The sequence below is a fragment of the Nocardia sp. A7 genome, assembly GCF_046549215.1.
Taxonomy (GTDB): domain Bacteria; phylum Actinomycetota; class Actinomycetes; order Mycobacteriales; family Mycobacteriaceae; genus Nocardia.
In genome coordinates, this window is sequence record NZ_JAJPWE010000002.1 from 536,126 (window position 1) to 557,613 (window position 21,488).

At 67.3% G+C, this 21,488-nt stretch carries 18 protein-coding genes; 10 read left to right on the forward strand and 8 right to left on the reverse strand.

All coding sequences use genetic code 11. The features are described 5' to 3' along the window. Nucleotides 1-7 precede the first annotated feature (7 nt). Entirely contained in the window at nucleotides 8-838 is an 831-nt protein-coding gene (locus tag ACLJPD_RS13895; protein WP_266295485.1) for a PAC2 family protein, read from the reverse strand. Between the two features lie 192 nt (nucleotides 839-1,030). Here ACLJPD_RS13895 and metH point away from each other — a divergent pair, with 192 nt between their 5' ends. The 8 genes from metH to hisG all read left to right on the forward strand — a co-directional run bounded on the left by metH (nucleotide 1,031) and on the right by hisG (nucleotide 12,576). Further along, nucleotides 1,031-4,627, forward strand: coding sequence for a methionine synthase (metH, locus tag ACLJPD_RS13900; RefSeq protein ID WP_410872492.1), 3,597 nt, complete (start codon nucleotides 1,031-1,033; stop codon nucleotides 4,625-4,627). Between the two features lie 227 nt (nucleotides 4,628-4,854). Beyond that, the gene (locus ACLJPD_RS13905) at nucleotides 4,855-6,876 is read left to right on the forward strand and encodes a protein kinase domain-containing protein (RefSeq protein WP_410872493.1); all 2,022 of its coding nucleotides are present in this window, start codon (nucleotides 4,855-4,857) and stop codon (nucleotides 6,874-6,876) included. A gap of 80 nt (nucleotides 6,877-6,956) precedes the next feature. Further along, on the forward strand, nucleotides 6,957-7,628 hold the full coding sequence (locus ACLJPD_RS13910; RefSeq protein ID WP_410872494.1) for an HAD family hydrolase: 672 nt from the start codon (nucleotides 6,957-6,959) through the stop codon (nucleotides 7,626-7,628). Between the two features lie 179 nt (nucleotides 7,629-7,807). Next, entirely contained in the window at nucleotides 7,808-8,671 is an 864-nt protein-coding gene (locus ACLJPD_RS13915) for an arpA protein (protein ID WP_410872495.1), read from the forward strand. Nucleotides 8,672-8,683: 12 nt separating this feature from the next. Beyond that, nucleotides 8,684-9,499, forward strand: coding sequence for a class I SAM-dependent methyltransferase (locus tag ACLJPD_RS13920; RefSeq protein WP_410872496.1), 816 nt, complete (start codon nucleotides 8,684-8,686; stop codon nucleotides 9,497-9,499). Nucleotides 9,500-9,509: 10 nt separating this feature from the next. Further along, nucleotides 9,510-11,330 carry a choline/carnitine O-acyltransferase gene (locus ACLJPD_RS13925; protein WP_410872497.1) on the forward strand — a complete coding sequence of 607 codons (1,821 nt, stop codon included), beginning with the start codon at nucleotides 9,510-9,512 and terminating at the stop codon, nucleotides 11,328-11,330. Nucleotides 11,331-11,385: 55 nt separating this feature from the next. Continuing rightward, nucleotides 11,386-11,667 carry a phosphoribosyl-ATP diphosphatase gene (locus ACLJPD_RS13930; RefSeq protein ID WP_174562637.1) on the forward strand — a complete coding sequence of 94 codons (282 nt, stop codon included), beginning with the start codon at nucleotides 11,386-11,388 and terminating at the stop codon, nucleotides 11,665-11,667. A 57-nt stretch (nucleotides 11,668-11,724) separates the two neighbouring features. Then, nucleotides 11,725-12,576 (forward strand): ATP phosphoribosyltransferase, encoded by an 852-nt coding sequence (hisG, locus tag ACLJPD_RS13935; protein ID WP_410872498.1) that lies wholly within the window; start codon nucleotides 11,725-11,727, stop codon nucleotides 12,574-12,576. An 89-nt stretch (nucleotides 12,577-12,665) separates the two neighbouring features. Here hisG and ACLJPD_RS13940 read toward each other — a convergent pair whose 3' ends face one another. The 3 genes from ACLJPD_RS13940 to ACLJPD_RS13950 all read right to left on the reverse strand — a co-directional run bounded on the left by ACLJPD_RS13940 (nucleotide 12,666) and on the right by ACLJPD_RS13950 (nucleotide 14,520). Further along, nucleotides 12,666-12,869, reverse strand: coding sequence for a hypothetical protein (locus ACLJPD_RS13940; RefSeq protein WP_410872499.1), 204 nt, complete (start codon nucleotides 12,867-12,869; stop codon nucleotides 12,666-12,668). 194 nt (nucleotides 12,870-13,063) lie between these two features. Beyond that, nucleotides 13,064-13,465, reverse strand: coding sequence for a nuclear transport factor 2 family protein (locus tag ACLJPD_RS13945; protein WP_410872500.1), 402 nt, complete (start codon nucleotides 13,463-13,465; stop codon nucleotides 13,064-13,066). Between the two features lie 107 nt (nucleotides 13,466-13,572). Further along, nucleotides 13,573-14,520, reverse strand: a complete 948-nt coding sequence (locus tag ACLJPD_RS13950) for a RecB family exonuclease (protein WP_410872501.1) — start codon at nucleotides 14,518-14,520, stop codon at nucleotides 13,573-13,575. Nucleotides 14,521-14,628: 108 nt separating this feature from the next. On the opposite strand from ACLJPD_RS13950, the gene ACLJPD_RS13955 reads away from it, so the two are divergent. Next, nucleotides 14,629-15,462, forward strand: coding sequence for a tRNA (adenine-N1)-methyltransferase (locus ACLJPD_RS13955; protein WP_410872502.1), 834 nt, complete (start codon nucleotides 14,629-14,631; stop codon nucleotides 15,460-15,462). On the opposite strand, the gene ACLJPD_RS13960 is transcribed toward ACLJPD_RS13955, so the two are convergent. Together ACLJPD_RS13960 and ACLJPD_RS13965 are read right to left on the reverse strand one after the other, a co-directional pair. Then, nucleotides 15,463-16,743 (reverse strand): acyltransferase family protein, encoded by a 1,281-nt coding sequence (locus ACLJPD_RS13960; RefSeq protein ID WP_410872503.1) that lies wholly within the window; start codon nucleotides 16,741-16,743, stop codon nucleotides 15,463-15,465. Between the two features lie 194 nt (nucleotides 16,744-16,937). Then, entirely contained in the window at nucleotides 16,938-17,465 is a 528-nt protein-coding gene (locus ACLJPD_RS13965; protein WP_410872504.1) for a hypothetical protein, read from the reverse strand. A gap of 190 nt (nucleotides 17,466-17,655) precedes the next feature. On the opposite strand from ACLJPD_RS13965, the gene arc reads away from it, so the two are divergent. Next, nucleotides 17,656-19,416, forward strand: a complete 1,761-nt coding sequence (gene arc, locus ACLJPD_RS13970; RefSeq protein ID WP_410872505.1) for a proteasome ATPase — start codon at nucleotides 17,656-17,658, stop codon at nucleotides 19,414-19,416. A 299-nt stretch (nucleotides 19,417-19,715) separates the two neighbouring features. On the opposite strand, the gene ACLJPD_RS13975 is transcribed toward arc, so the two are convergent. Together ACLJPD_RS13975 and ACLJPD_RS13980 are read right to left on the reverse strand one after the other, a co-directional pair. Beyond that, entirely contained in the window at nucleotides 19,716-20,396 is a 681-nt protein-coding gene (locus ACLJPD_RS13975) for a peptidylprolyl isomerase (RefSeq protein ID WP_410872506.1), read from the reverse strand. A 122-nt stretch (nucleotides 20,397-20,518) separates the two neighbouring features. Next, entirely contained in the window at nucleotides 20,519-21,226 is a 708-nt protein-coding gene (locus ACLJPD_RS13980) for a methyltransferase (protein WP_410872507.1), read from the reverse strand. Nucleotides 21,227-21,488 lie beyond the last annotated feature (262 nt).

A 21,488-nucleotide genomic window follows, 5' to 3' on the forward strand; every position in this document is an offset into this window, starting at 1 on the left:
ACGAAGGTCAGAGGCCGAAGCTGCCCGGTCCGCGCCTGCGCAGGTACTTCTCGAACTCCGCCGCGATGGCGTCGCCGTCGATCTTGGACATGGTCTCGTTGAGGTCGATCGCCGCGTCACCGCGTTCCTCGAGCGAGCGCACGTACTCGCTGATCTCCTCGTCGCCGAGCGTCATCTCGTTGACCGCCGCCTCCCACTCCTCGGCCTGTTTCGGCAGCTCACCGAGCGGAACCTCGATATCGAGGACGTCTTCGACCCGGTGCAGCAGCGCGATCGTCGCCTTCGGGTTCGGTGGCTGCGACACGTAGTGCGGAACCGCGGCCCAGAACGACACCGCGGGCACACCGGCCTTCACGCACTGGTCCTGCAACACACCGGTGATCCCGGTCGGACCCTCGTACCTGGTCTGTTCGAGATTGAAACGCTCGGCCGCCTCGGGACTGTAGGCCGAACCGGTCACCGGCACCGGCCGGGTGTGCGGAGTATCGGCCAGCAGCGCTCCGAGGATGACGACGGTCTCCACACCGAGTTGCTCGATGAATTCGAGCAGGTCGTCGCAGAAACTGCGCCATTTCATGTTCGGTTCGATGCCACGCAGCAGCACCACATCGCGGTCACTGCCGGGCGGGGAACACACCGACAGCATCGTCGAGGGCCACTGGATCTCCCTGGTCACCCCGTCGACCTGACGCACCGTCGGCCGATTCACCTGGTAGTCGTAGTAGTCCTCGGAATCGAGTTCGGCCAGCGGCTCGGCATCCCAGATCAATTCCAGATGTTCGATGGCGCCACTGGCGGCATCGCCTGCGTCGTTCCAGCCCTCGAACGCGGCAACCATGACGGGATTGCGCAACGTCGGCAGTTCCGTCTCGGGGGTCTCACTGGCATCCACCCGGTCAGCCTAGTGTCTTGTGCGAATTGTTTTGCGATGACCGGCGCTCTTGCGTGTTCGTCGTGGTGGGTGTGGTGGAGGCCACTCGATTCACCCACAGTGGTCTTGTTCGTCGGAGGGGCCCTCTAGTCTTGAATCATGTCTGCGTCCTTGCCCACCGGGTTCGATACCACGCTCCTCGACACGCTCCGGCGGCGTGTTGTCATCGGCGACGGCGCGATGGGCACGATGTTGCAGGCCGCGGACCTGTCGCTCGACGACTTCCGCGGCCTCGAGGGGTGCAACGAGATCCTCAACGACACCCGCCCTGATGTGCTCGCCGAGATCCACCGCGCCTACTTCGCCGCGGGCGCGGATGCGGTGGAGACCAACACCTTCGGCTGCAATCTGCCCAACCTCGCCGACTACGACATCCAGGACCGGATCCGCGATCTGTCCGAGCGCGGCACCCGCATCGCCCGCGATGTCGCCGACGAGATGGGACCCTCGGCCGACGGTACTCCGCGTTATGTTCTCGGCTCGATGGGTCCCGGCACCAAGCTGCCGACCCTGGGACACGCGCCGTTCGTCTCGCTGCGCGATGCCTACACCGAAGCCGCGCTCGGCATGCTCGACGGCGGCGCCGACGCGATCCTCATCGAGACCTGCCAGGACCTGCTGCAGGTCAAGGCCGCGATCACCGGTAGCCGCCGGGCGATGATCGCCGCGGGTCGCCGGATTCCGATCATCACCCACGTCACCGTGGAGACCACCGGCACCATGCTGGTCGGCAGCGAGATCGGTGCCGCGCTGACCGCGCTGGAACCCCTCGGCATCGACATGATCGGTCTGAACTGCGCGACCGGTCCCGCGGAGATGAGCGAGCATCTGCGGCACCTGTCGCGGCACGCGAACATTCCGGTGTCGGTGATGCCGAACGCGGGTCTGCCGGTGCTCGGTGCCAACGGCGCCGAATACCCGCTCACCCCCGAAGAGCTCGCTGTCGCCATGAGCGGGTTCGTTTCCGAGTTCGGGCTCTCGCTCGTCGGTGGTTGCTGTGGCACCACCCCGGAGCACATCCGTCAGGTCGCCGAGGCGGTGCGCGAGGTCGAGAAGACGCTGCCCCCGGTCGACGACCGTCGCCACCCCGAGCACGAGCCCGCCGTGTCGAGCATGTACACCTCGGTGCCGTTCGAGCAGGACGCGTCGATCATGATGATCGGTGAGCGCACGAATGCCAACGGCTCCAAGGCTTTCCGCGACGCGATGCTGGCCGCGGACTGGCAGCGGTGCCTCGAGATCGCCAAGGACCAGACCCGCGACGGCGCGCACATGCTCGACCTGTGCGTCGACTACGTGGGCCGCGACGGCGCCGACGACATGAACGAGCTGGCCTCACGACTGGCCACGGCCTCGACGTTGCCGATCATGCTCGACTCCACCGAAGTGCCGGTGTTGCAGGCGGGTCTGCAGCATCTGGGTGGTCGGTGCGCGGTGAACTCGGTGAACTACGAGGACGGCGCGGGCCCGGATTCGCGGTTCCAGCAGATCATGCGACTGGTGTCCGAGCACGGTGCCGCGGTCGTCGCGTTGACCATCGACGAAGAGGGCCAGGCGCGCACCGCCGATCACAAGGTCGCGATCGCGGAACGGCTCATCGACGACATCACCGGCAATTGGGGTCTGGCCGAGTCCGACATCATCATCGACACCCTGACCTTCACCCTTGGCACCGGGCAGGAGGAGTCGCGCAAGGATGGTGAGGAGACGATCAAGGCCATCCGCGAACTCAAGCGCCGCCGCCCGCAGGTGCAGACCACCCTGGGTCTGTCGAATATCTCCTTCGGTCTGAACCCGGCCGCCCGGCAGGTGCTGAACTCGGTGTTCATGCACGAATGTGTGCAAGCGGGACTGGACTCCGCGATCGTGCACGCGTCGAAGATCCTGCCGATGAGCCGGATCCCCGAGGAACACCAGCAGGTCGCCCTTGATCTGATCTATGACCGCCGCACCGAGGACTACGACCCGCTGCAGACGCTGATGGCCCTGTTCGAGGGTGTCTCGACGGCGTCGTCGCGGGCCTCGCGCGCCGAGGAGATGGCTTTGCTGCCGCTGTTCGAGCGGCTCGAGCGGCGCATCGTCGACGGTGAACGCAACGGTCTCGGTGACGATCTCGATGAGGCGATGCAGACGGTGCCGCCGCTGCAGATCATCAACGAGACCCTGCTGTCCGGGATGAAGACCGTCGGTGAGCTGTTCGGTTCGGGGCAGATGCAGTTGCCGTTCGTGCTGCAGTCGGCCGAGGTGATGAAAACCGCGGTCGCGCACCTGGAACCGCACATGGAAGCCACCGACGACGCCGGTAAGGGCCGGATCGTGCTGGCCACGGTGAAGGGCGATGTCCACGACATCGGCAAGAACCTGGTCGACATCATCTTGTCCAACAACGGCTACGAGGTCGTGAACCTGGGCATCAAGCAGCCGATCGCGACCATCCTCGACGCCGCGCAGGACAAGAAGGCCGACGTGATCGGCATGTCCGGGCTGCTGGTGAAGTCGACGGTGGTGATGAAGGAGAACCTCGGCGAACTCAACGCCAAGGGTGTGGCCGAGCAGTTCCCGGTGCTGCTCGGTGGTGCGGCGCTGACCCGGTCCTATGTGGAGAACGATCTGACCGCGGTCTACGACGGGGACGTGTACTACGCCCGTGACGCGTTCGAGGGTCTGCGGTTGATGGACGAGATCATGACCGTCAAGCGTGGTGGTGGCCTGGATCCCGACAGCCCCGCGGCGATCGCGGCCAAGGAGAAGGCCGCCGAGCGCAAGGCCCGGCACGAGCGGTCCAAGCGGATCGCCGACGAGCGCAAGGCCGCCGAGGCGCCGATCGTGGTGCCCGAACGCTCCGATGTCGCCGCGGATCTGCCCGTGCCGACCCCGCCGTTCTGGGGCACCCGGATCATCAAGGGCCTGCCGCTGGCGGAATACTCGGGTCTGCTCGACGAGCGGGCACTGTTCTTGGGCCAGTGGGGTCTGCGCGGGCAGCGCAAGGGTGAAGGCCCGACCTATGAGGATCTGGTGGAGACCGAGGGCCGCCCGCGGCTGCGGGCCTGGCTCGATCGCCTGGCCACCGAGGGCGTGCTCCAGCACGCCGCCCTGGTCTACGGGTACTTCCCCGCGGTGTCGGAAGGTGACGAGGTCATCGTGTTGACCGAGCCGAATCCTGATGCACCGGAACGGTATCGGTTCACCTTCCCGCGTCAGCAGCGTGATCGGTTCCTGTGCATCTCGGACTTCATCCGTTCGCGGGCGAAGGCCCGCGAGACCGGGCAGGTCGATGTGTTGCCGTTCCAGTTGGTGACGATGGGCCAGCCGATCGCCGACTTCGCGAACACGTTGTTCGCCGCCGACAACTACCGCGACTACCTCGAGGTGCACGGTATCGGCGTGCAGCTCACCGAGGCGCTGGCCGAGTACTGGCACCGCAGGGTGCGCGAGGAACTGACCGTCGACGGCAAGTCCGTCGCCGCGGAGGATCCGGCCGATGTGGCTGACTACTTCAAGCTCGGTTACCGGGGCGCGCGCTACTCGTTCGGTTACGGCGCCTGCCCTGACCTGGAAGATCGCGCCAAGCTGGTCGACCTGCTCGACGCGGGCCGGGTCGGGGTGACGTTGTCGGAGGAGCTGCAGTTGCACCCCGAACAGTCCACGGACGCGTTCGTCCTGCTGCATCCGGAAGCGAAATACTTCAACGCCTGACAGACTTCAGGCACACAGGCACGACGTGGCAGATCGGATCGGTCCCGCGGACCGGTCCGATTGTCCGTGTCGCGCATGTGAATCTGGTCACGATGCGGCGCTGCGGCCATGGGTCGCGCTGTTCCGCAACAGGATCGAAGTAGTTCAGCACGTAGGATTTTCGGAAGTTTCATCCCGCTGTGGCGCGGAGGGCGAGACGACTCAGCGGTAAGCAGGAGGGGCACACGATGGCATCGGATCGGTTGATCGCAGGACGTTATCGACTCACCGACCCGATCGGCGCGGGCGCGATGGGAGTCGTGTGGCGCGCCACCGACGTTCGGTTGCGACGCACCGTCGCCGTGAAACAGGTGCTGCTCGCGCCGGGGCTCACGGGAACGCAGGCCCTCGAAGGGAAGCGCCGTGCGATGCGCGAGGGCCGGATCGCCGCGCGCCTGCACCACCCCAATGCCATCACCGTCTTCGATGTGGCCGAAGAGGACGGCCAGCCCTGGCTGGTCATGGAATACATGAACGCGCCGAGTCTCGCGGTGAAGCTGGCGGGCGGGGTGACACTGCCGCCGATCGAGGTGGCCGGGATCGGCGCCCAGGCCGCCGCGGCGCTGTCGGCCGCACACGACGCCGGGATCATGCACCGTGATGTGAAACCGGCCAACCTGCTCGTCGGCGACGACGGCACGGTCAAACTCACCGACTTCGGCATCTCGCACGCGACCGGGGACGTCACCGTCACCGCCACCGGGTTCCTCGCGGGCACCCCCGCGTATCTGGCACCCGAGATCGCGCGTGGCGACAGTCCGAAGCCCGCCGCTGACGTGTTCGCCCTCGGCTCGACGCTCTACGCCGCCTCCGAGGGCGCGCCGCCGTTCGGTGAGGGCGACAACCCCCTGGCTGTGCTGCACGCCGTCGCGCGCGGTGTGGTGCCCGAGCCGAAGAACGCGGGCCCGCTCGCTCCGGTCCTCATGTGGCTGCTGACCGCGTCCGCCGATGACCGGCCGACGATGGCGCAGGCCCGTAAGGCACTGGAAGACGTTGCGGCAGGACGGGTTCCGGTACTGCCTTCCTCGGCGACGAAGATCCTGCCGATGAGCGAGGCGGCCACCACACTGATCCCGCAGACCGGTGTGCCCGCGAACGGGGGACCGGCGGGGAAGTCCGGTGCGGCCGCGCTGTTGGGCAGTGGCTGGGCGATGGCGAAGGCAGCTCGCTCGGCGATCTCGGGCCGAAACGCGAGCGGCGGTGCCACCGGCACACCGCAGACCTCGGGCGCGCAGGCACCGTCGGGCTCAGACGGGCAGACACCTTCCGGGGTCGGACCGACACCTGCGGCCGGTGCCGACCGAGCGGAAAACCGCGAGGTCGGACATCAGGCGGGCGGCGCGGTCGACCAGCAGGCGGGCAGCCGGTCCGACGGCGCGCTCGGTCAGCCGGGTGGCGCGGTCGGCCAGGCGGCGGCAGGCGATCCCGGTCTCGTTCGCCCCCGCGACAGCACGTCATCGAACTCGAACGCTGTCGAACGCGCCGGCGTCGAGGCGGACACCCGGGCGCGAGCGGCCGCCGGGCCGACCGGGGCCTCCGGCCTGCACCCCGCCTTCACCGCCGCGCCATCGCGCACCGACCGGATGAACAACAACCGTGCGGTTCTCCTGCTGGCGGCCGCGGTCGCCGCCTTCACGGTCGTGCTCGTGGTGCTGGTGGTCACTCGCGACCGTGGCGACTCCGATCAGCAGGCTCAGACCCCGGCATCGCCGGTCACCGTCACGACCATGGTCGACGGCCAGGTGAGCACCGTCGTCATCGTGCCCGAGCAGGAGACGATCACCGTGTCGGCCCCGCCCGCGGCCCTCCCCGGCGCCACCACCACCGGTGCTGCGCCGACCAGCACCTCGGCCAAACCCACCCCAACCACCGCGAATCCGACCACCACGACACCCGCGGGCCCGCCTACCCCGGAGCGGATCAACCAGTTCGTCGCCGGGTACTACGGGATGCTGCCCGGCAATATCGGTGGGGCCTGGGCGCAGCTCGCGCCCGGCTACCAGGCGCAGACCGGCGGGTTCGGGCAGTACTCGTCGTTCTGGTCGTCGGTGCGGTCGGTGACTGTCGGCTCGATCACCCCCAGCGGGCCCAACCGCGCGGTCGTCACCCTCACCTATCAGCTCACCAATGGCACCGTGACCTCGGAGAACCGGTGGATCCAGGTCTCCGGCGACGCGGGCAACCTGCAGATCGCCGGATCGGGCGTCTGAGGCGGACCCGTTACCCTGAACGGGGTCCGGCGACTGCCGGTCACTACCGCGATGTGTGACGAGAACGAGGCGAGTAACAGGTGAGCGCGCGACCGGCCGCGGTGCTGTGGGACATGGACGGCACGCTCCTGGACTCGGAGAAGCTGTGGGACATAGCGGTTCGTGAACTGGCCCGCGAACACGGCCGCGAGTTGACCGACGAGGTCCGCCACGCCCTGATCGGCGCCTCGGGCCCGAACGCGCTGCGCATGCTGTTCGACGGCATCGGGGTGGTGCCGACGCCCGCGACGATCGCCGAGGCGGGGGAGTTCCTCGAACGCCGGGTCACCGAGTTGATGCTCGGCCCGATCCCGTGGCGTCCCGGTGCCAAGGACGCCCTGGCGATGGTGCGCGAGGCGGGCCTGAAGTGTGCGCTGGTGACCAACACCAAGCGCTCACTCACCGAATACGGCCTCGACACCCTCGGCCGCGACTTCTTCGACACGTCGGTCTGCGGTGACGAAGTACCGCACGGAAAGCCCGATCCGGCCATCTACCGCCGCGCCGCCGACCTGCTCGGGGTCCACCCGAACGAGTGTGTCGCGATCGAGGATTCGCCGACCGGATCCCTGGCAGCGCAGGGCGCTGGCTGCGGTCTGCTGGTGATTCCGTGCGAGATCGCGGTTCCCGAGGCACCCGGACGGGTATTCCGCGAGTCGCTGATCGGATTGTCGGTCGACGATCTGCAGGCCGCACTCGACGCTCGTATCTGAATCATTCGGCGGCGGCGCGTGATAGAGCGTAATAGTCTACCGTGATAGTCCCGACATTCAGGTTGCATTTGCGAAAACTGTTGCCGCACAGTTGATTCCGCACGATTGTGATCTTCCCGGGATATGCCCGATTTGTCGAAACACGGGCGCTCATCCGAATATTCCCGCAAACTGGGTAGATGACGGGCACGCGGGGGCTTGACGAAATCGTCGATATCGCACGGTATCCACTCACCGATCTCGGAGGTTCGGGCAGGCAGGCGGCGATCGAGGCCGCCCGCGCCGAGCTGGCCGAGGACGGCTGCACGGTCCTGCGCGAGTTCATCCGGCCCCAGCTGCTGGAAACGCTGCGCGCCGAGGGTGAGTCGATCGCCCCGCATGCCCACTACCAGGTGGAGCGGGTCAATGCCTACAACATTCCGCTCGACGCCGATCTGCCCGCCGACCACCCGGCGCGGATCGTGCTCGACCGCGGCAACGCCTTCGTCGCCCGCGACCGCATTCCCGCCGAGGCGCTGATCCACCGCCTCTACACCGATCCGGTGTTCCAGCGGTTCGTCGCCGACTGTTTCGAACTCGACGATCTGCACGAATTCGCCGACCCGCTGGCGGGTTTGTGCCTGAACGTGGTCGAGCCGGGGATGTCGCATCCGTGGCACTTCGACACCAACGAATTCACCGTCAGCATGCTCACGCGCAAGCCCGAGGCCGGCGGTGTGTTCGAGTACTGCCCCAATATTCGCGACCCGCACGCCGAGCACCTCGACGATGTGCGCGCCGTCCTCACCGGCGACGGCACCCGGTTCATCCGCGCGCTGGAACTGCGCCCCGGCGACCTGCAGCTGTTCAAGGGGCGCTTCTCCCTGCATCGCGTCACCGAGGTAGCCGGTGCGGCACAACGACATTCGGCGATCTTCGCCTACACGGACCGTCCAGGGGTGATCGGCACGGTCGAACGCACCAGGCAGTTGTTCGGCCGTGTCCTGCCCGACCATGTGGCCGCCGCGGCCGACGCCGTCCGAGGTGACCGACTGCTCGACTGAGAGGAACCGCCCATGTCCGTTCCGTTGCACACCACCGGCAAAGCATCCTTCGACGACATCTACGAAAGCCCAGATCCGCGTGCGTATTTCGACCGGATGAACGATCTGGACTACCGGATCCCGGAATTGGCAAAGCCGCACTTCGCCGAACAGCTGCGTCAGCTGCGAGCCGCACGGCCGGGCCGGATCCCGACGGTTCTCGACCTCGGCTGTTCCTACGGGGTGAACGCGGCCCTGCTGCGCAGCGACACCACCGTCGACGAATTGGCCCGGCACTACCGCGATCACGCCGACACCGACAAGGTCGGGCTGATCGCGGCGGACCGGGAGCGGTTGCGTGGCGATCTCATGCCCGACGTACGCTTCATCGGGATGGACGCCGCACGCCCGGCGCTGACCTACGCCCACGCCGCCGGACTCCTGCACGACTACGTGCACGCCGACCTCGAGGCCACCGAGCCCACCGAGGCGCAGCGCCGTGTGCTCGCCTCCGCCGATCTGGTGATCTCCACCGGATGTGTCGGCTACATCACCGAGAAAACCCTGTCCAGGGTCGCCCAAGCAGATCCGCGCAAGCGACCGTGGATGGCCCATTTCGTGTTGCGGATGTTCGATTTCGGTCCCATCGCCGAGGAACTGGCCGCGCTCGGCTATCGCAGCGAGCAGCGTCCCGGTATGTTCCAGCAGCGGAGGTTCGCCTCGGCACAGGAACGCCAACAGGTGCTGGATGCCTTGGCGGCCAAGGGAATCGACACCACCGATCACGAAGCAGAAGGCTGGCTCTACGCCAACCTGTTCCTGTCCCGCCCGCATCCCATCGAAACCTGAGGACTCGGATTTGAACCAACCCACGTTCGCCGCCGAAGACACGCTGCCCCGGGTACCGCTGCCGACACTGGACGACAGTTGCGCGCGGTTCCTGCAGTGGTGTCAGCCATTGCTCGGCGCGGAGGAATACGCCACCACCGAGGGCGCGGTAGCCGAGCTGCTGCGCCCCGGTGGGGCGGGGCGCGCCCTGCATGCCGCGCTGGCCGAGTACGACGCCACCCCCGGCGTCGACAGCTGGCTCGACGAATTCTGGCCGTCACGGTATCTGGGCCGTCGGGACCGGATCGCGATCAACGCCAACTTCGTGTTCCTGTTCCGCGACGACACCCCCCTCGCATCGTCGACACCTGTCGGGCAGACCGAGCGGGCCGCCGCGATCATCGGGGCGGCAGTCGATTACAAGCTGGCGCTGGACGCGGAGAAGATTCCGCCGGTGACCCAGCGCGGGCAGGCGCTGTCGATGTGGCAGAACGAGTACCTGTTCTCCGAGACCCGGATTCCGGGCGAGATCCAGGACAGCGTGCGCAAGCCCTACAGTCCGGAATGGCCGGGCCCCTCGGACGCACGGCATATCGCGGTCTTCTACCGCGGCAACATCTTCCGGATGGATGTCATCGGCCCCGACGGCGCGCCGTACGCGTTCGACGATGTAGTCGACGGGTTGCGCGCGGTGATCAAGGGCGGCACCAAGCCCGCCGCCACCGACACCTCGGTCGGGCATCTCACCACGAAAGCCCGCGCGCTGTGGGCGCGCAGCCGGGAGGCGCTGCGTGCCGAGCCCGCCAACGTCGAGGCGTTCGATGCCGTCGAGACGGCACTGTTCGCGGTGTGCCTGGAGGACTTCGCGCCCCGCGACGAACTGCACGCCTGCGATCAACTGCTCCACGGCGACAGCGGCAACCGCTACTTCGACAAGTCGGTGTCGTTCATCGTCTTCGCCGACGGCCAGGCCGGCATCAATGTCGAGCACTGCGGACTCGACGGCACCACCGTGCTGTCGTTCGTCGACGCGCTGCTCGAACGCAGTGCCCAGGACCACGCGGCGACCAGCGGGGCGCAATCGCAGGGCCTGCCCTCGGTGGAACCGATCGAGTTCGTGCTCGACTCGGCCGCCCGCGCCGATATCGCCGCGGCGGGTGCCGACTTCGCCCGCTTCGCCGCCGACACGGCCACCTCGCTGGTGTCGTTCGACGACTTCGGCACCGGCGAGGCCAAGAAGCTGGGCATCTCACCCGATGCCTTCGCTCAGCTCAGCTACCAGCTCGCCCACCGGCGCAGCAAGGGGCTGACCGGCGCGACCTACGAGTCCATCGCCACCCGGCAGTACCGCGGCGGTCGTACCGAGGCCATGCGGGTGGTGACCCCGGAGATGGTGGCGTTCGTCGACGCGATGGTCTCGCCGGAGGTCCCCGAGTCGACCAAGCTGGTCGCCGCGCGCACCGCCGCGTACGCCCATGTCGCCCGCGCGAAGGAATGCCAGGCCGGGCAGGCACCCGAGCAACACCTGTGGGAACTGGAGTGGATCCAGCGCCGTCGCGGCGAACAGCTCGGCGTCGCCGATGAGCGGATCGCGCTGTTCGACAGCCCCGGCTGGACGGTCATGCGCGACGACTACCTGTCGACGAGCTCGGCACCGTCGAAGTACATCCGCTACTTCGGCTTCGGTTCGACCAGCCCGCGCTGCATCGGCATCGCCTACGTGCTGTTGCCGGATCGCTGGAACATCTATCTGGCCACCCCGAAGTCGGTGTCCGATCAGATGTACGCCTTCGCCGACCACCTGCGCACGGCCGTAGCCGACCTGCGCGAACTGCTCGCCGAACCGGCGTGATCGTTTCCCGGCGTGCCGCACCGCGCGGTGCGCCGGGAAAACCGCTGGGTCGGGTATGAAACAATCTCTACTCGTGAAGAACTTCGAATCCCTGTTCGCCGAGCTGACCGAGCGTGCCCAGACCCGTCCCGAGGGTTCTGGCACCGTGGCCGCGCTGGACGCAGGCGTTCATTTCCAGGGCAAGAAGGTCCTGGAGGAGGCCGGGGAGATCTGGCTGGCCGCCGAGCACGAGAGCGATGAAGCGCTCGCCGAGGAGATCTCCCAGCTGCTGTACTGGGTCCAGGTGATGATGCTGGGTCGTGGGCTGAAGCTCGAGGACGTGTACCGACATCTGTGACGGCTGATCCGTCCTGATCGACACTCCTCGCCACTTCCCCCGAAAGGACCCCATCCCATGTTGCGCGTCGCCGTTCCCAACAAAGGCTCGCTCTCGGAATCCGCCACCTCCATCCTGGGCGAGGCCGGATACCGCAAGCGGACCGATTCCCGTGATCTCACCGTCCTCGATCTCACGAATCAGGTCGAATTCTTCTTCTTGCGTCCCAAGGACATCGCCATCTACGTCGGCTCCGGTGAGCTCGACCTCGGCATCACCGGCCGCGACCTGGCCCTGGACTCCGGTTCCCCGGTCAGCGAGCGGCTCTCGCTCGGTTTCGGCCGCTCCAGCTTCCGCTACGCGGCTCCCGCCGGCGAGGACTGGAAGGTCGAGGATCTGGCGGGCAAGCGCATCGCCACCTCCTACCCGAACCTGGTCCGCGCCGACCTCGCCCGCTTCGGTATCGAAGCCGAGGTGATCCGCCTCGACGGCGCGGTCGAGATCTCGATCCAGCTCGGTGTCGCCGACGCCATCGCCGACGTCGTCGGCTCGGGCCGCACCCTGCGTCAGCACAACCTGGTCGCGTTCGGGGAGTCCCTGTGCGACTCCGAAGGCGTCCTCATCGAACGCACCGGTTCCGACCGCGACGACCGCGCCCGCAACCAACTCATCAACCGCATCCAGGGCGTCGTCTTCGCCCAGCAGTACCTGATGCTCGATTACGACTGCCCCAAGTCCCTGTTCGATCAGGCCGTCGCCATCACCCCCGGTCTGGAATCACCGACCGTCTCCCCGCTGACCGACCCCGACTGGGTCGCCGTCCGCGCCCTCGTCCCGCGCAAACAGGGCAACGAACTGATGGACCAGCTGGCCGACCTCGGCGCCAAGGCCATCCTCGCCACCGACATCCGCTCCTGCCGAGCCTTCTGAGATGAAGGGCGGGCCCAATCCAGGGCCCGCCCTTCACCGCATGCCGATCGGGGGGTGCGTGCCTATTCGCCCACCCCCCGACGGTCCAGCTACTGCGCGGAGAGACTTTCGAGCGCCTCACGTACGAAGCACAGGGGGCAGTGCGGGTCGAACGGTGCTGTCGGCATGCCGCCGATGACGGGCTGGGCGACGGCCGGCGCTACTGCTGAGCTCGCCGAGGCGACGGCCGGAAAGGTTCCCATCGCCAGCGCGATACCGGCGGCGGCGACGGTCCTGGACAAGCTGCGGTTCATTATTGCTCCTCACCATGCGGGATTCGCTGTTGGTTCTCGACCTGCATTCTACGAGGGCGAAGTGCTCCCACAAGACCCCGAACCTCGGGGCTTGCTTGTGCGCCAACGGTATCCGCGGGCACGGAGGTACGCCTGATCGTCGTCTACGTTCGCGGATGAGTGACAGAGCGGACCGACTGGAGAGGCGGATGGCCTCAGGAATCAGCCCGGCTGCTCGCGGTCGCCTCGGCCTTGATGCGTTCGAACTGCTCGCCCATCCGCGCGGCCAGGGCGGTCGCGGCCGACAGGGGGCGGACCATCACCGTCAACTCGTCGATCTTGCCGTTCTCGTCGAGGTGGACGAAGTCGCACCCGGTGAGTTGCTTGCCGTCCACGGTGGCCTCGAACACCAGGGCGTGATCGCGCCCTTCGCCGATCTCGCGCACATAGTGGAAGTCTTCGAACACCCGGATCACCGCGCGCAAGATGGCCGCGGTGATGGCCTTGCCGGGATAGGGCTGGAAGGCGACGGGGCTGGTGAAGACCACATTCTCGGCCAGCAATGCCTCGATGGCCGCGTCGTCACGTGCTTCGACCGCCGTGCGGAAAGGATGCATGGGTCAGCTCACCTCATATTCAACGAGTTGCATAGGGTGTCCGCAGCTTAGCCCGGACAGCCCGCGCCGATGTGCTGATGCGAGCAGTTCGGTGCGACGGTGCCGCCTCACACGTCCTCGGGGAGGCGTTCTGTCACCAGGTCGACAGGAATCGGGGCCTGGACGGGCCAACCCGGGTAGGGCGGCGGCGTGCCGCCGTACTCGGGGCACAGGGGTTTGAAGTCGCAGAACTTGCACATCGAGTTGCGAGTCGGCGGGAAGTCTCCGGTCTTGCCCGCGTCGATGATGGCGTGCCAGAGAGCGGTGAGGATGCGCTGGAAGCGGTCCAGCCCCTCGCGCTCGGGGGTGTAGGTGAGAATGTTCTTGTCGGCCAAGTAGATCAGGCGTAGTTGGGCCGGGACGATGTCGCGGGTGCGCAGGATCATCAGGGCGTAGAACTTGAGCTGGAACAGTGCGCGCGCCTCGTGCATGGGCCCGGGCGAGCGGCCGGTCTTGTAGTCGACCACCCGCAGTAAACCGTTGGGCGCCACGTCGATCCGGTCGACGAAACCGCGCAGCGGAATATCGCCGTCGAGGTCGACCTCGACCCGTTCCTCCAGCGCGTGTGGCTCGAAGCGTCGCGGGTCCTCGAGCTCGTAGTAGCTCGTGACCAGCTTTCGCACCTCGTCGAACAGCGCCTCCGGCCCATCCTCGGCGACGAGCTCGTCCACCCCGTCCCGCTCCGTGCGCACCCGCTCCCACGCCTCGGGAATCAACTCCGCGGCCCGCTGCGGCTGACGCTCGGCCGCGGGCAACCCGAAAAGATCTTCGAGGACCGCGTGCACCACGGTCCCGCGCACCGCGGCGCGCGACGGCGGTTCGGGCACCCGATCGATCGCCCGCAACCGGTACTTCAACGGGCACTGCTTGAAATCGCTTGCCCGCGAAGGCGACAACGCCGGACGCGACCGATGCACCGGGGTAGGGGCTCGGCCCTCAGCGACGGACACCGACCGGTTCGAGACCGGTGCGTCGGCGGTGTCATCGGTCACGGGCACGGACAACGGCACTGACATAGTCGGAGGTTAACGGCAGCCACCGACACCGATTGTTCGCCTCACCCTGTTCTGGTCGGTGCCGTCGAACCTGGCAGGCTGGTCACTCCAACGGAGAACGGAGATACATTGACGGCCAGACGAACGGGCCCATTCGCTGTCGGGGACCGCGTGCAGCTGACCGACGGCAAAGGTCGCCTCTTCACGGTGGTGTTGGAGGAGGGTAAGGAATTCCATACCCATCGCGGCGGCATCAAGCACGACGACCTCATCGGCAACGACGAGGGCACCGTGGTGAAGTCGGTCAACGGCACCCCGTATCTGGCCCTTCGCCCGCTGCTCACCGACTACGTGCTGTCGATGCCCCGCGGTGCCGCCGTGATCTACCCCAAGGACGCTGCCCAGATCGTGCACGAGGGGGACGTGTTCCCCGGTGCCAGGGTCCTGGAAGCCGGTGCCGGTTCGGGTGCGCTGACCTGCTCGCTGCTGCGCGCGGTCGGCCCCGAGGGTGAGGTGATCTCCTACGAGATCCGTGACGACCACGCCGAACACGCTGTCCGCAATGTGGAGACCTTCTTCGGCGAACGCCCGCCGAACTGGTCCATCACCATCGCCGATGTGGCCGAGTACGAGGGCCCGCAGGTCGACCGCGTCGTGCTCGACATGCTCGCGCCGTGGGACGCGCTGCCCGCGGTGTCGAAGGCGCTGGTTCCCGGTGGTGTGCTGGTGGTCTACGTCGCCACCGTCACCCAGCTGTCCAAGGTGGTCGAGGCGCTGCGTGAGCAGGAATGCTGGACCGAACCCCGCTCGTGGGAGTCGATGGTGCGTGGCTGGCACGTCGTCGGCCTGGCCGTGCGCCCCGAGCACCGGATGCAGGGCCACACCGCGTTCCTGGTGAGCGCGCGGCGCCTGGCCGAGGGCACCGTCACGCCCAAGCCGCAGCGGCGTCCGTCCAAGGGCTGATCACACCCGGGTGAGCAGGCGGGCGGCGAGCAATGCCGCCGCACCGCCTGCGAACCAGGTCCAACCGTCCGGGGTGAGCCCCCCGCGAGTGGCTTGCAGGATCGCGAGCCCGGCCGCGATCACAGCGAGCACGACAGCGGCCGAGCGGGCCCCGCGCACCGCGGCAACCGGTCCGTCCCACCAGCGCAGGGGAGTGTTCTCCAAGCCGCGCAGCGCGAGGAACAGGACGCCGGTGAGTGTGGTGGTCGCGAGCAGCTGAACGGCCGTGAGCAGCCAGAACCCGGGTTCGCCCGGCGCGGTTCGGTCTACTCCCACCAGGTGGCTGAGCACGAGCACGGTGAGCAGCGCGGGCATGTGCCACAGATACAGCGTCATGGCGCCGGTGTTGCCGATAACCGTCAACCACCAGACCCGCGGGCGCGCGGCAACGCGGCCCAGCCAGGGCGCCACCGCGATGGCGGCACAGCACAGCATCACCGCGTGCCCGGCCAGCAGCAGCGACGGCGGCGCCAGATTCGACAATCGCTGACCGGGCACGGTGACCAGGCTCGCCTCGTACGGGCCGATCAGCACCAGCCCCACGTCGGCGACGAGGACCACACAGGCCAGCACCGCCGCGGTCCGCCGGGTCAGCAGCGCGCGCAGATACCCGATCCCGAGTACCGCCGGCACCAGCCAGACGAGAAAATTCAGATAGCCGAGCGCAGCAGGTCCACCGGTGAGCCGCACCGCGTCGACGACCGCCGTGACACCCACGATCATCGCTACCGCGACGAACAACCGACGACGACTGGTGACATACGTCGCGAGCAACGGCACACACGCCAGCACCGCCAGATACATCCCGAGAAACCACAGCAGCTGCACACTCGTCACCGCGAGCGGACGATGCCAGCCCGGCGCGAGCACGAAGTCGGCCACGACCACCAGCGCCGCCGAGGCGGCCACGAAATATCCGAGCGGTCGCACCAGCCGCTGGGTACGCCGGAAAAGCCAAGCGCCCCACGATGTCCCGGGCCCGATGCCACGCGCACCCGCGGCCACCCCGGCGAAGAAGAACAGCGGAAGCACCTGCAGCACCCAGGTGAGCGGCTGCAGCGCCGGCAGGTCGGCCAGCACATTGCCGAAGCGCACCTCGGTGCCCGATACCGACACGGTCAGCATCAGGCAGTGGCCGACGACAACGATTACCAGCGACGCGATGCGCAGCAGATCGAGGAACCGGTCACGATCGGCCGGGGTGTTCGCGGCAACCGTCGCGACACTGGGAACAACGCTCATGGCACAGACGATCGCAGAATTCGCGCCACACACCCAGCGCGGAACTACCCGCCCACCGGGTGGAACTACTCGAGCGTGGGGAGGCGAACCATCCTGGGCCGTGTCAACGCGGTGATCTTGATGGCCTACGTGCCTCGTAGGGCGGCTTCACCGCCTCGGTGGTACTTGCGGATCGTTCGGGTGGTGCCGATCCGTCAGGCGGGCGTGCAGGGAGCCTGTGCGAAGCCGAGCAGCAGACAGCCGCTGGTGTTCGAGAGCTTCCAGGTGCCGCCGTCCTGCTCCCAGGTCATCGGGAACGAGGGCGCGGTGCCGTGCGGAGAGGTGATCGTCACATCGGCGGTGGCAGTGTTGCCGCTGGTGGCGACGTTGTCGACGGCGAAGGTCAGGGTGTAACCGGCGAGCATGCCGTTCATCTGATCGATGTTGGACTTGCGCGCATCGCCGCCGACGATCAGTTTCGCCTTGTCGTCGGTGGATACCGCCGGATCGGCGAACTTGATGAGCGTCGCCTTCAGGGAATCGGCGGTGGGGGCGGCGGCGTTGTCACCGGAAGGTGCCGGAGTTGCCGAAACGCTGGACGGAGCGGCCGCGATACTGGTACTGCTCGTGGTGGCAGTCGTCGAGGAATCGTCGGAGCCGCAGCCGGTCAGTCCGACGGTGACGGCGAGCGCCGCGGCGGCGGTGGCGACGGTGACACGGATCGTGCGGGGAGGAAGGTGCATGCTTGCAGCGAACCTTTCGACTCGGTGGGCGAGTGCCCCGTACGGGGTGTTAGGGGAGCCTAACAGGTGCAAATATGTGGTTGATGTCGTACCGACCGTACAAGATGTGATCACGACGAAACCATGTCGGAAAGCGAGAACGGACCGCGCCCGGTAGCGTTGATAGACCGGGACTGGGAGGAGCAGCATCATGAGCCCCAACGAGAATTCGGATTCGGCGGCCTGGCGAGAGCTCGAGGCGGTACGTGCCGAGGCGGCTGCTCTTCGCAGACAACTCGCCGATTCGCCGGATCGCGCACGCGAATTGGAAGCCAGGATCGATTCGCTGACCATCCGCAACGGCAAGTTGATGGACACGCTCAAAGAGGCGCGCCAGCAACTGATCGCGCTGCGTGAGGAAGTCGATCGCCTGGGCCAGCCGCCCAGCGGCTACGGCATCGTGATCGGAGTCTACGAGGACCAAACGGTCGACGTCTTCACCTCCGGCCGCAAGATGCGGCTCACCTGCTCGCCCAATATCGACGCCGACGCACTGGAATACGGCCAGACGGTGCGCCTCAACGAGGCACTCACCGTCGTCGAGGCCGGAAATTTCGACGCCATCGGCGAAATCGGCACGCTGCGTGAGATTCTCGACGACGGCAGGCGCGCCCTCGTGGTCGGCCACGCCGACGAAGAGCGGGTGGTGTGGCTGTCGGGTCCGCTGTCCAAGATCGCCGAATACGACGACATGGCAGACCCCGATTCGCCGATTCGCAAACTGCGTCCCGGTGATTCGCTGCTGGTCGACAGCAAGGCGGGCTTCGCGTTCGAGCGGGTCCCCAAGGCCGAGGTCGAAGACCTTGTGCTGGAAGAGGTTCCCGATGTCGACTACACCGACATCGGTGGCCTCGGCCGCCAGATCGAACAGATCCGCGATGCGGTGGAACTGCCGTTCCTGCACAAGGACCTGTTCCGCGAGTACGCACTTCGCCCACCCAAGGGTGTGCTGCTCTACGGTCCGCCCGGATGCGGTAAGACGCTGATCGCCAAGGCGGTGGCCAACTCCCTCGCCAAGAAGATCGCCGAGTCACGTGGTCAGGATGCCAAGGAAGCCAAGTCGTTCTTCCTCAACATCAAGGGCCCCGAGCTGCTCAACAAGTTCGTCGGTGAGACCGAGCGCCACATCCGGATCATCTTCCAGCGGGCGCGCGAGAAGGCGTCCGAGGGCACCCCGGTGATCGTGTTCTTCGACGAGATGGACTCGATCTTCCGCACCCGTGGCTCGGGTGTCTCCTCCGATGTGGAGACCACCGTTGTACCGCAGCTGCTTTCGGAGATCGACGGAGTGGAGGGGCTCGAGAACGTCATCGTGATCGGCGCGTCCAACCGCGAGGACATGATCGACCCCGCGATCCTGCGGCCGGGCCGCCTCGATGTGAAGATCAAGATCGAGCGCCCCGACGCGGAGTCGGCGCAGGACATCTTCTCGAAGTACCTCACCGAGACGCTGCCGCTGCACGAGAGCGATCTGCGCGAGTTCGACGGCGACAAGCAGGCGTGCGTCGAGGCGATGATCGAGAAGGTCGTCGAGCGGATGTACGCCGAGAGCGACGACAACCGGTTCCTGGAGGTCACCTACGCCAACGGTGACAAGGAAGTCCTGTACTTCAAGGACTTCAACTCCGGCGCGATGATCCAGAACATCGTTGACCGGGCGAAGAAGTACGCGATCAAGTCGGTGCTCGACACGGGTAACCCGGGTCTGCGGATCCAGCACCTGTTCGACTCGATCGTCGACGAGTTCGCCGAGAACGAGGACCTGCCCAACACCACCAATCCCGATGACTGGGCCCGGATCTCGGGCAAGAAGGGCGAGCGGATCGTCTACATCCGCACGCTCGTCACGGGCAAGAACGCCTCGGCCAGCCGGGCGATCGACACCGAGTCGAATACGGGTCAGTACCTGTAGTCACGATCTACGAAGGCCGCGTCCCGGCGGGGGCGCGGCCTTCGCGGTTCCGTTCACCTTTTTTCCTCGAAAACGCTGCGCGAAACTATGTGAATAGGGCACGCTTCACTTGTACGTTTCACCTGATGAGGACCCTACGAGGAGCGTTGACATGGCCGGTTCCGCCGCTGAATTGCTTACCGAAATCATCCTGCAGACCATCCAGAACCTGTTCAGCTCGATCAGCGCGGGCTGATCGAACCAGCCGTAACGCCGAGGGCCGCGTCTCCCAGCCGGGAGACGCGGCCCTCGGCCGTTGATCAGCCCTGCGTGATGGTCACGGCGTTGAACACCACGTCGGCCACGGGGGTGCCGTCGGCGCCACCGCCCGCGACTCCGGCCTTCGCGACCTTGGCGAGCGCGTCCATGCCCGCGGTGATGGTGCCGAAGGGCGTGTAGTTCGGCGGCAGCTGGGTGTCGGCGTAGACCAGGAAGAACTGGCTACCGTTGGTGCCGGGGCCCGCGTTGGCCATCGCGACGGTGCCCGCCGGGTAGACCGCGCCCGCGAGGTTCTCGTCGCCGAACTTGTAACCGGGGCCGCCCATGCCGGTCGCGGTGGGGTCACCGCACTGGAGCACGAAGATGCCCTGGGTGGTGAGCCGGTGGCAGCGGGTGTGGTCGAAGTAGCCCTCGCTCGCCAGGAAGGCGAACGAGTTCACCGTGCGCGGGGCCGCCGCGGCGTCGAGCGCGATCGAGACTGTGCCGCAGGTGGTTTCGAGGGTGGCGGTGTGGCTCGCGGCGGTGTCGACGGTGAGCGCGGGCTCGGTCGGCCACTGCTTGCCGTTGGGCTGTCCGGGCGCGGCGGGCGTGCAGCCGGGGATCACTGCCTGCTGCTTCGGCGCGGTCTGCGCGGCGGGCGCGAATGCGACCAGGGCGGCTGCGGCGATGCCGACGCCGAAGAGCGCGCGAAGGACGGGACGGTCGGGCGAAATGCTGGTCACCTTGGCGGGATCTCCTCGAAACGGGTGCTGCCGGACGATGTACCGCGCATCCTGCCAGCCGCACCGGTCCGTGTGGGGAGAGACCACAGGATCCGGTGCTGCTCGTCGTGTAATGGAGTCGGCTACCGCGCCCGCAGTCGCCACAAAGTGGTGGTTTCCGCGGTGCGGGCGGCGGCGAGTGGGTCGTCGCGATCGGTGGCGCGCGGGTGGCGGGGACGGGTGGTGATTTTGCCCATGGTGTAAAGCCCCGCCGCGTCGAGCAGGCGCGGGATGTGGTCGGCGGTGCGCAGGCCGAGCAGTTCGGCCAGGTCGGAGAGCACCAGCCAGCCCTCACCGCGCGGGGTGAGGTGTGCGCGCAGGTCACGGGCGAACCCGGTGAGCATCGACTGATCCTGGTCGTAGACACCACGTTCCAGGTCGGAGGTGGGGACGCCGGGCAGCCACGGCGGGTTGCACACCACGAGATCGGCGCGGCCGGGCGGATAGAGGGCGGGGCCGGTCACGGCGATCGACCGGCCGTAGCCGAGGCGTTCGGCATTGTCCTTCGCGCAGCGCAGGGCCCGTGGATTGATATCGGTGGCGACGATCTCCGGGACACCGCGCTTGGCGAGCAGAACGGCCAGCACACCGGTGCCGGTGCCGAGATCGAACGCGGTGCGCACCTCGGGATCGAGTGGCGCGTCGGCGACGAGATCGACGTATTCGCTCCGGGTGGGGGAGAACACGCCGTAGCTGGGGTACACGCGCGTACCGAGTGCGGGCACCTCGACGCCCTGTTCCTGCCACCGGTAGGCGCTCAGGACGCCGAGCAGTTCGGTGAACGCGACCACCCGCGGGGCGTTCGCCCGACCGTAGGCCGCCTCGCACGCTGCCCGGACGTCGGGCGCTCGACGCAGATCGAGGTCGTTGTTCGCGTCGAGTTCGATCAGCAGGCTGCCGAGAATGCTCGCGCGCGTGCGCCGGGTGACCCGCTCGTGTTCGTAGAGCGCGCCGAGACCACTCCCGGCGGGCGTCTGCCCGCTACGTTTCCGGTCGGCGCGACGGCCGAGCGCCGACAGCAGTTGGCGGCCGTTGTTGTAGTCGCCCCGCCAC

What these genes read in the sequence shown, in the direction of transcription:
- ACLJPD_RS13895 (WP_266295485.1), bottom strand. Translation starts at nt 838, where the DNA reads ATGGTTGCCGCGTTCGAGGGCTGGAACGACGCAGGCGATGCCGCCAGT.
- arc (WP_410872505.1), top strand. Translation starts at nt 17,656, where the DNA reads ATGAGCCCCAACGAGAATTCGGATTCGGCGGCCTGGCGAGAGCTCGAG.
- hisG (WP_410872498.1), top strand. Translation starts at nt 11,725, where the DNA reads ATGTTGCGCGTCGCCGTTCCCAACAAAGGCTCGCTCTCGGAATCCGCC.
- ACLJPD_RS13940 (WP_410872499.1), bottom strand. Translation starts at nt 12,869, where the DNA reads ATGAACCGCAGCTTGTCCAGGACCGTCGCCGCCGCCGGTATCGCGCTG.
- ACLJPD_RS13965 (WP_410872504.1), bottom strand. Translation starts at nt 17,465, where the DNA reads ATGCACCTTCCTCCCCGCACGATCCGTGTCACCGTCGCCACCGCCGCC.
- ACLJPD_RS13920 (WP_410872496.1), top strand. Translation starts at nt 8,684, where the DNA reads ATGTCCGTTCCGTTGCACACCACCGGCAAAGCATCCTTCGACGACATC.
- ACLJPD_RS13930 (WP_174562637.1), top strand. Translation starts at nt 11,386, where the DNA reads ATGAAACAATCTCTACTCGTGAAGAACTTCGAATCCCTGTTCGCCGAG.
- ACLJPD_RS13960 (WP_410872503.1), bottom strand. Translation starts at nt 16,743, where the DNA reads ATGAGCGTTGTTCCCAGTGTCGCGACGGTTGCCGCGAACACCCCGGCC.
- metH (WP_410872492.1), top strand. Translation starts at nt 1,031, where the DNA reads ATGTCTGCGTCCTTGCCCACCGGGTTCGATACCACGCTCCTCGACACG.
- ACLJPD_RS13950 (WP_410872501.1), bottom strand. Translation starts at nt 14,520, where the DNA reads ATGTCAGTGCCGTTGTCCGTGCCCGTGACCGATGACACCGCCGACGCA.
- ACLJPD_RS13945 (WP_410872500.1), bottom strand. Translation starts at nt 13,465, where the DNA reads ATGCATCCTTTCCGCACGGCGGTCGAAGCACGTGACGACGCGGCCATC.
- ACLJPD_RS13905 (WP_410872493.1), top strand. Translation starts at nt 4,855, where the DNA reads ATGGCATCGGATCGGTTGATCGCAGGACGTTATCGACTCACCGACCCG.
- ACLJPD_RS13915 (WP_410872495.1), top strand. Translation starts at nt 7,808, where the DNA reads ATGACGGGCACGCGGGGGCTTGACGAAATCGTCGATATCGCACGGTAT.